The organism is uncultured Piscinibacter sp., from assembly GCF_937952055.1.
Classification (GTDB): Bacteria; Pseudomonadota; Gammaproteobacteria; order Burkholderiales; family Burkholderiaceae_C; genus Piscinibacter.
Genome location: NZ_CALFYO010000021.1, coordinates 723,240 through 735,635, shown reverse-complemented (window position 1 = coordinate 735,635; position 12,396 = coordinate 723,240). Strand labels below are relative to the sequence as shown.

The window sequence follows — 12,396 nt, the reverse complement described above, 5'->3', positions numbered from 1 at the left end:
AGCCTACACTGGCCTTTCCATGACCACGCTGCAGCTCATCGACCCGTCGCCCAAGGATCTCGGCGGCGGTTTCCTCGTGCGTCGCTGCCTGCCCTCGGCCCAGCGTCAGGCGGTCGGGCCGTTCCTGTTCTTCGACCACTTCGGGCCGATCAGCGTGCAGCCCCAGGACAACCACGACGTGCGGCCGCACCCGCACATCGGGCTGGCCACGGTGACCTACCTGTTCGAGGGCGCGATGCTGCACCGCGACTCCACCGGGGTGGTCCAGCGCATCGAGCCCGGCGCGATCAACTGGATGACCGCCGGCCGCGGCATCGTGCATTCGGAGCGCACCCCCGACGACCTGCGCGGCGTGCCGCGGCGTAGCCACGGGCTGCAGCTGTGGTGCGCGCTGCCGGTCGAGCACGAGCAGGACGAACCGGCCTTCCAGCATCACCCGGCCCACGAGCTGCCGGAGCACAACCTGCCCGACGCGGCGGTGCGCGTGCTGGTCGGCACGGCGTTCGGCGTGACCTCGCCGGTGGCCACCCTGTCGCCGACGCTGTATGTCGACATCGCGCTGGCCTCCGGGGGCTCGCTGGTGCTGCCCGACGTGGCGCAGGAGCGTGCCGTCTACAGCGTGGATGCGCCGATCACGGTCGGCGGCACGCCCGTGCCGCCGCACACGATGGCGGTGCTTCCGGCCGGCTCGCAGCCGCTGCTGCATGCGCAGGGCGGCGCGCGCGTGGTGATGATCGGCGGCGCGCCGCTCGGCCCGCGCTTCATCGTCTGGAACTTCGTCGCCTCGCGCAAGGAACGCATCGTCCAGGCACAGGACGACTGGGAGGCGCAGCGCTTCCCGCCGGTTCCCGGCGAGACCGAGTTCATCCCCTTGCCGCCGCGCCGCGGCTGAGCATCGCCACGTTGCCGGCGATGGCGAGCGCCGCGCCGAGCAGGGTCGGCCACTGCGGGCGGTAGCCCTCGAACGCCAGCGACACGAGCAGCGCGAGAAGCGGCGTCATCACACCGATGGTGCCGGCCGGCCCGGGGCCGAGGCGATCCTGCAGCGTCAGGTAGCAGGCGAAGGTCAGCACCGATCCGGCGATGGCCAGGTAGAGCAGCGACAGCCACCAGGCGGCGTCCGTCGGCAGCCGCAATTCGCGCCCCAGCGCCAGCGAGGCCAGCAATGCGGCGAGTGCGCCGTAGACCATGCCGTAGCCGAGCGCCGGCCAGAAGGGCAGGCCGTGGTGGCGATTGCGGCTCGCCGAAAGGCTGCCCACGGCCGAGAGCAGCACGGCGGCGACGGTGAACGCCGTGCCGAGCGCGCTGCGCGCGCCCGGGCTGGGACCAGCGATCTCGGGCCAGAAGATCAGCGTCACCCCGGCCAGGCCGACCAGGCCGCCGAGCAGGAAGCGCGCGGACAGGGCCGCGCCGAAGGCCGCGGCGGCGCCGAGCGACACCACCAGCGGCGAGGCCGAGTAGCCCACCGCCACCAGTCCGGACACGACGTGCCGTTCGGCGTGGTAGACGCAGACGTAGGACAGGCCGTACATGAACGCGCCCTGCAGCGCGAGCCGGGCGTGGTCGCGCGGCGTGAAGCGCAGCGGCACGCCGCGCCGTGCGGCGAAGGCGAGCACGACCGTGCCGGCCAGCGCGAAGCGCAGCGCGACGGCGAACTCCGGCGCGACGTCGGCGATCTGCCAGGTGATCGCATACCAGGTGGTGCCCCAGACGAGCACGCAGATGGCAAAGAGCTGCCAGTTGGCGAGGCGGCTCACGCTCAAGCGAAGGCCCCGCGAAGCTGGCCAACGTCGGCCTGCGTCGAGCCGCCGGCTCTGCACACCTGCAGAGGCGCTTCGCTGAGGCGGCTCACTCGAAACGGTAGGTCGCCTGGCCCGTCATGCCGACTTTCAGCGTGGCCTCGATGCCTTCGAGGACCACCGCGTTCATGCCAAAGGTCAATGCGCCGTCCAGCCGCGCGTCGGCGCGGTAGGCGGCGAGCGCGTCGCCCACCGCGTGGCCCTGCGCGCCGGTGGCCGGGTCGACATCGGGGATGGTGCAGCGGCTGCAGGGCTTGACCAGCTTGAGGCGCACCGGGCCTTCGGGCGCGGCGAAGACGATCTCGTCGAGGTGGTCCTCGCCGTGCGCGTCGAGCCCGTCGAGCACGAGGTTGGGGCGGAAGCGTTGCATCGTCACCGCGGCGTGACCGGCCTGCGCGAGGCGGCGGTTCAGTTCCGCCAGGCCCTCGGTCGACGCGACGAGCAGTGGGAAGCCGTCGGAGAAGGCGTTCTCCGCCTCGATCGGTCCGGTCCAGCGCCGGTCGGAGAGCCGGCGCTGCTCGGGATCGAAGCGCACCAGGCGCAGCTTGCGTCCGAGAAAGTCGCTGAACCACTGCGCGGCGAGGTCGCCCATGTCGTAGGCCGCCACGGTGTCGTCCCAGACGGTCGCCTCCACCGCGGACTCGACGGTGTCGAGCGACACGTGCAGCGCCAGCATGCCCGGCGCACGCAGCACCATGTCGAGCTGCCGAAGCTTCGGCTGCACCAGCGCCATGCGCGGCAGCTCGCGCTGGCTGACGAACTGGCCGCGTTCGTCGACCACCATCCAGGCGCGGTCGAACTCCAGCCCGGTCTCGATGACCAGCGCCTCGGTCATCGCGATGCCGGCGCAGGACTTGATGGGGTGCACGTTCAACCCGGCAATGCGCACCTCGATGTCGCCCGTCGTCTCGTTCACTTGAACAGCCCCCTCAACAGCTTCTCCTTCAATTCTTGCTGGGGTGTGGGTGCCGAGGCGCTGCTGTCGGCCGGCTTCGCGCCGAGTCGTTCCTTCAGCTTCTGTTCCAGCTTGTTCTGCACCACGCCGGCAGCGACGGCCGACCATTGGATCCTCCAGTCGATCGCCTCGAAGGGGCCGCTCAGGTGCACCGGCACCGTCAGGCCCCTCAGCGTCGCCAGTTCGGCGCCGCCCTGTCCGGTCGCTGCGGAGGTCACGGTGGCGCGCGCGGTGTAGTCGATGCGGCCCTTGCCGATGTCGACGGCGCCGTCGCCGCCGAGTCGCAGGAACGGGCTCTTCATGTCGAGGTCCTTGCTGCGCGCCACGCCGTCGGCGATCTGGAAGCTTGCGCTCAGCTCGGAGAAGTCGGTCTTCTCGGCCTGGCTGGCGCGCTCGGTGGCGTCGGCGCGCAGCGACAGCGCGGCCTTCGCCTGGCGCAGGCTCTTGGCGAGGTTGAGGCCCTTGATGGCGCCGTCGCGCAGATGCAGTGCCGCAGTGCCTTGAAGGTGTGAGCGCAGTTCGCCGACGCTGCGGCCGGTGGTGTCGACGTCGATGTTGACGCGGCCGGTGCCTTCGAGAAGGTCCTTCGCCGCCACGTCCCTGAGCAGCGCGTTGACGTTCACGCCGGTGGCCACCGCCTTCACCGCGATGCGGTTGGCGCGCGCATCGGCCAGCGCGTTGGCATCGAGTGCGCCGCCCCAGGCCTTGGCCTGCAGCACCGGGACCTTGAGCATGCCGCCGTCGAGCCTGGCCTCGACGCGCGCGTCGGTGATGCGGTACTGGCGGAACGCCAGGCTGCCGGCGCGCAGCGCCACGGCCGCATTGAGGGCACGCAAGCCGGAGAGGTCGACCGGCGTCTCGGCCGGCGCGCTGCTGCCCGGCGCCGCGCCGGAAGACGCGCCCTCGGGCAGCAGCGTGTTGAGGTCCAGCGCGTCGAAGCGCGCCGTGGCCTTGACGAACATCGGGCTGGCCGACAGGTTGGCGTTGCCGTCGATGGCGAAGGCGTTCGCGTTGGCCTGGCCGGCCAGCGCCCACTGTGCCGCCTGCGGCGAGGCCGAGGCGCTACCGCGCACGGCCAGCGCCACCGGCTTGAGCTGCTTGTCCTGCAGGTTGGCCTTCAGATCCAGCGCCGCCAGGCTGACCGCCGACCTGGCCGGCTGGATGCCGAGGTCGGCGCGCAGCGTGCCGTCGAGCTTGCGTGCCGAGCCAGCGCTCGTGAGCTTCGCCTCGAAGCCGGGCAGGGCGACGGCATCGAAGGTACCGGTGGGCGCGCCGGTCTTGAAGGTGGCCTGGACCGGCAGCTCGCCGCCGAGCTCGAGCCGGCCCTGCAGCGGGCTGCCCTTGAGGCGCTGGCCTTCGACGTCCAGCTGCGCCCAGTCGAGGTCGAGCGCGAGGGGATCCTTGCCGCGGCTGCCCTTGACGCGCAGCTTCAGCGTCTCGACGCGCAGCGCCTGGCGCGCCGGGTCGTAACCGAAGGCAGCGATCGACAGCGTGCTGCCGGCGAGCTGCAGCGCGCCGGCGCGCGCGGCGAGCTGCACGTCCAGGCCCTTGGCGTCGACCGAGCCCCTGGCGCCGTCGTAGGCGAGCGCGCCGCGCACCTGCACGTCGACCGCGCTGGCGCCAGGCACGTCGCCCTGGTAGGCGAGGTTCATGTCGGCAAGCTTCAACGAGCCGGTGGCCAGCTCGGGCGTCAGCGTCGTCGTGCCCGACAGCGCGCCCTTCAGCACCGGCTGGCGGAAGTCGAGCCGGGCGGCGAGCTCGATCGGCGCTGCCCTGCCGCTGGCGATGCGGCCGGTGGTCAGCGTGTCCAGCACCAGCTCGCCGTCGAGCTTGCCCATCACGTCCTTCACGCGGGCGCGCACATCCTTCAGCGTGATGCGGTCGATGTCGAGGTCGAGCGGCCGGACCGCGACTACGGACGGCACGGCGGCGGCGCCGGCGGACGGTGCGCCGGCAAGATCGTCGGTGTTGCGCTTGCCCTTGGCGTCGCGCAGCAGCTGCACGCGCACGCCGCTGGCCTCGACACGGCCGACCACCACGCGGCCGCGCAGCAGCGGCAGCACGTCGACGGCGAGCGCGACCCGGTCGACGGCGACGAACTGCTCGCGGCGGCCGGACTCGCTGAGGCTGACCTGGCTCAGCTTCACCGCCACGCGCGGGAACACCGACAGCTCGATCGGGCCGTCGATGACCAGCGTGCGGTTGCGGTTCGCCTTCATCCAGTCGACGGCGACGCCCTTGTAGCGGTTCGGGTCGAAGCTGCTGACGAGGTAGGCGCCGGCCGCGATGGCCAGCAGGAGCAGCACCGCGACCGCGATGCCTATGCGCTTGATCCAGACAGACATGGGGGAGGGCGGGTCGCCCGGCCGGCGACCGCAGGTGAACGATCGGGAGCGGGCATTGTGCACTCCATGCGCCCGACGGTGGATGGCGCCGCTGCCTACAATGAAAGACGATGAAACACCCGGTGACGCACGTGGATGTGCTGGTGCGCGGTGCCGGCATCGTCGGGCAGAGCCTGGCGCTGTCGCTGGCCCGCCTCGGGCTGCAGGTCGGCCTGCGGCCCGACGAGCCGCGCGCGCATGCCGCGCCCGACGTGCGCGCCTATGCCCTCAATGCCGCCTCCGTGGCGCTGCTCAAGGGGCTGAAGGTGTGGGACTCGCTGCCTGCCCAGGCGGCCACGCCGGTCTACGACATGCACGTGCAGGGCGACGCCGAAGGCGCGGCGATCGATTTCTCGGCGTGGGAGCAGCGGGTCGGCGAACTGGCCTGGATCGTCGATGCGCCGGTGCTGGAGCGCGAGCTCGGTGCGGCGATCCGCTTCTCGCCGCACGTGCACGTGCTCGACGCCGAGCAGGCCGACCGTGTGCAGGCCGACCTCAGCGCCTTGTGCGAGGGCAAGGCCTCGGCCAGCCGCGCGGGGCTGGGCGTGCGCTTCGAGCGCCACGACTACGGCCACAGCGCCATCGCCGCGCGTCTGGTGGCTTCGCAGCCGCACCAGGGCGTGGCGCGGCAGTGGTTCCGCTCCCCCGACGTGCTGGCGCTGCTGCCGTTCGACGCACCGCAGCCCGAGCGCTCCTACGCGCTCGTCTGGTCGATGCCGCGCGAGCGGGCGAACGACCTGATGGCGCTGGACGATGCAGCGTTCTCAGCGTCGCTGATGGACGCCACGCGCGGCGAGGCGGGCGACCTGCAGCTGGCCTCGGCCCGTGCCGAATGGCCGTTGGCCATCGCCGCGGCCAGCGCCTGGAGCGGCCCGGGCTGGGTGCTGCTCGGCGACGCCGCGCACCTGGTGCATCCGCTGGCCGGCCAGGGCCTCAACCTGGGCCTGGCCGACGTGGCCGCCTTGACCCGCGTCATCGCGGCGCGCGAGCCCTGGCGGCCGCTCGGCGACGAAAAGCTGCTGCGCCGCTACGCCCGCGAACGCGCCCTGCCCACCTGGGCGATGGGCCAGGTCACCGACGGCCTGCTGCGCCTTTTTGCACAGCCGGCCCCGGCAGCGCGGGAACTTCGCAACCGCGGACTGGGTCTCGTCAATCGTCTTACCCCCTTGAAGCGCTGGCTCACCGCCCGCGCGCTCGATGCCTGAAAGCCTTCCCCATGCACCGTCTCGCCACCCTCGCCCTTGCCCTCTCGCTGGCCGTTCCGGCCCTGGCCCAGGAGGCGGTGATCCGCAAGAACTTCGCCGAGCGGCTGCCCGACTTCCCCAAGCTCGACGAGATCACCAAGACGCCCATCCCCGGCCTCTACGAGGTGCGCATCGGCACCGAGGTGTTCTACACCGACGAGCAGGGCAACCACATCATCGACGGCAGCCTGATCGACACGCGCACGCGCGCCAACCTGACCCAGGCGCGCATCGACAAGCTGACCCAGATCGACTTCGCCAAGCTGCCCTTGAAGGACGCCATCGTCTGGAAGCAGGGCAGCGGCGAGCGCAAGATGGCGGTGTTCGCCGACCCGAACTGCGGCTACTGCAAACGCTTCGAGCGCGACCTCAGCGCGGTGAAGGACGTCACCGTCTACACCTTCCTCTACCCCATCCTCGGCGCCGACTCGATCGAGAAGTCGAAGAACATCTGGTGCGCCAAGGACCGTACCGCCGCCTGGCGCGACTGGATGCTGGAGGGTGCCACGCCCGCCAAGGTCACCGCCCAGTGCGACGTCGCCGCGCTGCAGCGCAACACCGAGTTCGGCCGCAAGCACCGCATCAACGGCACGCCGGGCATCGTGTTCGAGGACGGCAAGCGCTCGCCCGGCGCGATGAACACCGAGCAGATCGAGAAGCAGTTGCTGGCCAGCCGCGCCAAGCCCTGAGCGAGGCCTGATCCGCGCGAGGCGCCCCTGCGGCGACAATGCCGCCCGTTGCCTGTCCGGAGCCTCGCTTGAACCTCGCCACGACCCTTGTCTCGCCCACGCCGGCCGCGTTGCGCCTGGGGCATGCGGGCCTGCTGCCCTTCGTGATCGGTGCCGCGCTGACCTGGCTGGTGCGCCCCGATGCGCATCCTTACGTGGCCGCCGCCCTGTCGGCCTATGCGGCGGTGATCGTCGCCTTCCTCGGCGGCATCCACTGGGGCTTCACGATGCGGCAGTCCGGCCCCGCGGCCTCGCTGCCGGCCTGGGGTGTGGTGCCCGCGCTGGTCGCCTGGATCGCAGTGCTCATGCCGCCCTACGCCGGTCTCGTCGTGCACGGCGCGATGCTGGTCGCGTGCTACCTCGTCGACCGCCGCGTCTACCCGGCGCAGGGTGCGGCCACCTGGCTGACGCTGCGCTTCCGCCTCACCGCCGTCGCCTCGCTGAGCTGCTTCATCGGCGCCGCCGGGAGCTGATCGGCCCTCCATGATCACCTACCGCATCGACGTCGAGGACGTCCACGCCCACCTGTTCCGCGTCACGCTGCGCGTGCCGCGGCCGGCCGCGCAGCAGCGCCTCAGTCTGCCGGTATGGATCCCCGGCAGCTATCTGGTGCGCGAGTTTGCGCGCCACCTGTCCGGGCTGCACGCCGAGCAGGGCGGCCAGCCGGTGCCGCTGGCGCAGCTCGACAAGGCGAGCTGGGTCGCGAGTTGTGCCGGCCGCGCCGAGCTGGTGGTGAGCGCTCGCGTCTATGCCTTCGACACCTCGGTGCGCGCCGCCTTTCTCGACGCCCGCCGCGGCTTCTTCAACGGCACGGGAATCTGCCTGCGCGCCGAGGGCCGCGAGGACGAGCCGCACCGGCTGCAGATCGGCACGCTGCCGCACGGCTGGCAGGTGGCCACGGCGATGCGCGCGCTGAAGGTCGACGCGACCGGCCGCGGCCTGTACGAGGCAGCCGACTACGACGAACTGGTCGACCACCCGGTCGAGCTGGGCACGTTCTGGCGCGGCCGCTTCGAGGCCCACGGCGTGCCGCACGAGTTCGTCGTCGCCGGCGCGCTGCCCGACTTCGATGGCGAGCGGCTGCTCGCCGACACGCGCCGCATCTGCGAAGCGCAGATCGGCTTCTGGCACGGCTCGGGCAAGCGCGCGAAGGCGCCGTTCGAGCGCTACGTGTTCCTGCTCAACACCGCCGAGGACGGCCACGGCGGACTGGAGCACCGCGGCAGCACCGCGCTGCTGTCGGCGCGGCGCAACCTGCCGCAGCGCGGTCGCGGCGAGACGAGCGACGCCTACGTCGAGCTGCTCGGCCTGATCAGCCACGAGTACTTCCACACCTGGAACGTCAAGCGGCTGCGCCCGGCCGAGTTCGCCCGCTACGACTACACGAGGGAGAACTACACGCAGCTGCTGTGGTTCTTCGAGGGCTTCACCTCCTACTACGACGACCTGCTGCTGCGCCGCGCCGGCCTGATCGACACGCCGCGCTACCTGAAGCTGCTGTCGCGCACGATCGCCGGCGTGGCCGCCACGCCGGGCCGGCAGGTGCAGAGCGTGGCGCAGTCCAGCTTCGACGCCTGGGTGAAGTACTACCGCAGCGACGAGAACACGCCCAATGCCACCATCAGCTACTACGCCAAGGGCTCGCTGGTCGCGCTGGCGCTGGACCTGACACTGCGCCGTGACGGCAGCTCGCTCGACGAGGTGATGCGTTCGCTGTGGGTGCGTGCAGGGGGCGGTCCGATCGCCGAGGCCGACATCGCCTCGGCACTCGAACGCTGTGCCGGCCGTTCGTACGCGCGCGAGCTGGCCGACTGGGTGCACGGCACCGCCGAACTGCCGCTCCAGGGCCTGCTGTACGGTGCCGGCATCGAGTGGAAGGCGCAGCCGGCGACGATCGCCCAGCGACTGGGACTGCGCATCAGCGAGAGTGCGCTCACCGGCGTGAAGGCCACGCATGTGCTGCGCGGCGGCGCGGCCGAGGCGGCGGGCATCGCCGCCGGCGACGAGATCCTCGCCGTGTCCGGCTGGCGGCTGCGCCGCCTCGACGAGGCGCAGCGTGTGCTGACGCCGGGCCGGCCGGCCGAACTGCTGGTGGTGCGCGATCAGCGCGTGCTGACGCTGAAGCTCGTGCTGCCGGTCGATGCCGGCGTGGGCGCGCCGGTGCAGCTGGCAGCCGAAGCCAAGCCGGGCAAGTCGGCACAGGCACTGCGCGAGGCATGGCTCGGCCGCTGAGCCGCACCTCCTCGCCGCGACGACGGATTGCCTTCGCCGCGCTGGTGCTGGGCGTGCTCGCCGTGCACGGCTGGCTGGGCGGCGAACTGGCCGAGCGCCTGGACCGCCTCGACCCCGCACGGGCGATGCCGCCACGCATCGAAGTGGCCTATGTGCGCGAGCTGGAGCCAGCGCCGCCGCCTGTGGTGGCGCCGACCCCGCCGTCGCCGAAGCCGAAGCCGGCGCGGCGCGCCCGTGCGTCGCCCCAGCCCGCCTCCGCGCCGGAACCGGCCGCCAGCCTGCCCGAGCCCGCGCCGCCAGCAGCGGAAACCGCGCCGGAAACGCTGCGCGTGGCCGATGTGGCGCCCGAGCCGGCGGCCTCCGCGCCGGATGCGCCGGCACCGCTGATGGCCGCCGTCCCCGATGTGGCGGCGTCGGGCGCTGCGCCCTTCGAGTGGCCAGCGTCCACCCGCCTGAGCTACAAGCTGAGCGGCAACGTGCGCGGCGAGGTGCACGGCGACGCGCAGGTCGAGTGGGTGCGTGACGGTGCGCGCTACCAGGTGCACCTGGACATCACCGTCGGCCTGCCGGTGGCGCCGCTGATCACGCGGCGCATGAGCAGCGACGGCGAGCTCACGGAGCAGGGACTGGCCCCGCAGCGCTACGACGAGGACACCAAGGTGATGTTCCGCGAACGCCGCCGGCTGACGATGCATTTCGAGCCCGGCGCGATCGTCATGCCCAATGGCCTGCGCCGGCCTCGACCGGTCGGCGTGCAGGACACGGCCAGCCAGTTCGTGCAGATGAGCTGGCTGTTCACAACCCGGCCGGAACTGTTGCGCACCGGCGGCACGGTGGACTTCGCGCTCGCGCTGCCGCGCAGCGTGGACCGCTGGATCTACGATGTGCTCGACGAGGAGCCCGTGTACACGCTGTTCGGTGCGGTGGATGCCTTCCACCTGAAGCCGCGGCGCCTGTCGCGGCCGGGCGGCGAACTGGTCGCCGAGGTGTGGTTCGCGCCTCGGCTGCGCTACCTGCCGGCGCGCATCCGCATCGAGCAGGACCCGCAGACTTTCATCGACCTCGTGCTGTCGCGCAGGCCGGAGCTGGCGGCGCAGTGAGCGCCGTATAGTTGCCCGCAGGAAGGAGAGACCCCCCATGAGCTTCGAGACCATCCTCGTCGACACCCGCGGCAGCGGCGAGCGCCGCACCGGCCTGATCACGCTGAACCGGCCCAAGCAGCTGAACGCGCTGAACGACACGCTGATGAACGAATTCGGCCAGGCGCTGAAGGCCTTCGACACCGACGAGACGATCGGCTGCATCGTCGTCACCGGCAGCGAGAAGGCCTTCGCCGCCGGCGCCGACATCGGTGCCATGGCGACCTGGTCGTACATGGACGTGTACAAGACCGACTACATCACCCGCAACTGGGAGACCATTCGCTCAGTGCGCAAGCCGGTGATCGCCGCGGTGGCCGGCTTCGCGCTCGGCGGCGGCTGCGAGCTGGCGATGATGTGCGACTTCATCATCGCCGCCGACACGGCCAGGTTCGGCCAGCCGGAGATCAAGCTCGGCATCATCCCCGGCGCGGGCGGCACGCAGCGCCTGCCGCGCGCGATCTCCAAGGCCAAGGCGATGGACATGATCCTCACCGGCCGCATGATGGACGCCGCCGAGGCCGAGCGCGCCGGGCTGGTGTCGCGCGTGGTGCCGGCGGCGGAACTGCTCGAGGTGGCGCTGGCCGCCGCGCAGCAGGTCTGCGAGTTCAGCGGGCCGAGCGTGATGATGGCCAAGGAGTGCGTGAACCGCGCCTACGAAGGGCCCTTGGCCGACGGGGTGATGTTCGAGCGGCGCCTGTTCCACTCGCTGTTCGCCACCGAGGATCAGAAGGAAGGCATGGACGCCTTCGTCAACAAGCGCAAGGCGGCGTTCAGGCACCGCTAGCAGGCCCCATGGCCGGCACGTCCTGGTGCAGCATCGAGACCGACGACGGTGCGCCGGTCCTGCGGCTGGCGGGCGCCTGGCGGATGGCGAACCTGGACGGCATCGAACGGGCGCTGGCCGCGCAGCGCCTGCCCGAAGCGGTGCGCGTCGACGGCAGCGCCCTCGAAGCGCTCGACACAGCCGCCGCGCTGGTGCTGCTGCGCGCCTTGCGCCGCGACGGCGTGGCTGCCGATGCCGCGGCCTGGAGCGGCTTCGCGCCGGCGCAGCGAAGGGTCATCGAGCAGGTGCGCGCGCACCTCGACGCCGCGGCGGTGGCCGCCGCGCCGCGGCAGCACGGCGTGCTGGCGGAGCTCGGCAAGGCGAGCCTCGACGTCCTGCGGCTGCTCCACGGGCACCTTCAATTTCTCGGCGCGACCACTGCTGGCTTCGCCGAGGTGCTGCGTGCGCCGCGCCGGCTTCGCCCGCGCGAGCTGACCGTGCAGCTCGAACAGTGCGGGCTCAACGCCCTGCCGGTGGTGGCGCTGGTCACGCTGCTGATCGGCATCGTCGTCGCCTACCTGCTCGGCCTGCAGGCGAGCAAGTACGGCGCCAACATCTTCGTCGTCGACGGTGTGGGCATCGGCATGACGCGCGAGTTCGCGCCGATCATCGTGGCGGTGATCGTCGCCGGCCGCTCCGGGGCGGCCTTCACCGCGCAGCTCGGCGCCATGCGCCTGACCGAGGAGATCGACGCCATCCGCACGCTCGGGCTGTCGACCGCACAGGTGCTGGTGGTGCCGCGCGTGCTGGCGCTGATGATCGTCCTGCCGCTGCTGGTCTTCGTCGGCGACGTGATGAGCATGGTCGGCGCGATGGCGATCGCCGGGCCGATGCTCGACGTCACGCCGGTCGCCTTCCTGGCCCGGCTGCGCGAGGCACTGGACAGCCGGCACGTCATCGTCGGGCTGGCCAAGGCGCCGGTGTTCGCGATGGCCATCGCGGTGATCGGCACGCGCATGGGCATGACCGTCGAGCGCGACACGCGCGCCGTCGGCGCCGCCACCACCTCGACGGTGGTGCAGAGCATCGTCGCCGTGATCCTGCTCGACGCCGGCTTCGCCGTGCTGCTCGAGGCGCTGGACTGGTGAG

11 protein-coding genes are annotated in these 12,396 nt (G+C 71.8%); 8 read left to right on the top strand and 3 right to left on the bottom strand.

What is annotated here, in order from left to right; genetic code table 11:
- Positions 1-19 precede the first annotated feature (19 nt).
- Positions 20-892 (top strand): pirin family protein, encoded by an 873-nt coding sequence (locus Q0599_RS17725; protein ID WP_298832160.1) that lies wholly within the window; start codon positions 20-22, stop codon positions 890-892.
- On the opposite strand, the gene Q0599_RS17720 is transcribed toward Q0599_RS17725, so the two are convergent.
- The 3 genes from Q0599_RS17720 to Q0599_RS17710 form a co-directional block, all read right to left on the bottom strand.
- Entirely contained in the window at positions 864-1,757 is an 894-nt protein-coding gene (locus Q0599_RS17720; RefSeq protein WP_298832764.1) for a DMT family transporter, read from the bottom strand. The genes Q0599_RS17725 and Q0599_RS17720 overlap by 29 nt on opposite strands.
- 91 nt (positions 1,758-1,848) lie before the next feature.
- Positions 1,849-2,715: an MOSC N-terminal beta barrel domain-containing protein gene (locus Q0599_RS17715; protein WP_298832158.1), complete on the bottom strand. Its 867-nt coding sequence runs from the start codon at positions 2,713-2,715 to the stop codon at positions 1,849-1,851.
- Positions 2,712-5,099: an AsmA family protein gene (locus Q0599_RS17710; protein WP_298832156.1), complete on the bottom strand. Its 2,388-nt coding sequence runs from the start codon at positions 5,097-5,099 to the stop codon at positions 2,712-2,714. Before Q0599_RS17710 ends, Q0599_RS17715 begins: the two co-directional genes overlap by 4 nt.
- 110 nt (positions 5,100-5,209) lie before the next feature.
- Here Q0599_RS17710 and Q0599_RS17705 point away from each other — a divergent pair, with 110 nt between their 5' ends.
- The 7 genes from Q0599_RS17705 (at position 5,210) to Q0599_RS17675 (ending at position 12,395) form a co-directional block, all read left to right on the top strand.
- Complete coding sequence (locus Q0599_RS17705) at positions 5,210-6,343, top strand: FAD-dependent monooxygenase (RefSeq protein WP_298832154.1); 1,134 nt, start codon at positions 5,210-5,212, stop codon at positions 6,341-6,343.
- An 11-nt stretch (positions 6,344-6,354) separates the two neighbouring features.
- Positions 6,355-7,071 (top strand): DsbC family protein, encoded by a 717-nt coding sequence (locus Q0599_RS17700; RefSeq protein WP_298832151.1) that lies wholly within the window; start codon positions 6,355-6,357, stop codon positions 7,069-7,071.
- Between the two features lie 68 nt (positions 7,072-7,139).
- Positions 7,140-7,583 carry a DUF3429 domain-containing protein gene (locus Q0599_RS17695; protein WP_298832150.1) on the top strand — a complete coding sequence of 148 codons (444 nt, stop codon included), beginning with the start codon at positions 7,140-7,142 and terminating at the stop codon, positions 7,581-7,583.
- A gap of 10 nt (positions 7,584-7,593) precedes the next feature.
- On the top strand, positions 7,594-9,342 hold the full coding sequence (locus tag Q0599_RS17690; RefSeq protein ID WP_298832148.1) for a M61 family metallopeptidase: 1,749 nt from the start codon (positions 7,594-7,596) through the stop codon (positions 9,340-9,342).
- A complete protein-coding gene (locus Q0599_RS17685; RefSeq protein WP_298832146.1) occupies positions 9,327-10,442 on the top strand; it encodes a DUF3108 domain-containing protein in 1,116 nt (371 codons plus the stop codon). The genes Q0599_RS17690 and Q0599_RS17685 overlap by 16 nt, the downstream gene beginning before the upstream one ends.
- 37 nt (positions 10,443-10,479) lie before the next feature.
- Positions 10,480-11,268, top strand: a complete 789-nt coding sequence (locus tag Q0599_RS17680; protein ID WP_298832143.1) for an enoyl-CoA hydratase — start codon at positions 10,480-10,482, stop codon at positions 11,266-11,268.
- Between the two features lie 8 nt (positions 11,269-11,276).
- Positions 11,277-12,395, top strand: coding sequence for an ABC transporter permease (locus Q0599_RS17675; protein ID WP_298832140.1), 1,119 nt, complete (start codon positions 11,277-11,279; stop codon positions 12,393-12,395).
- The last annotated feature ends 1 nt before the right edge of the window (position 12,396 follow it).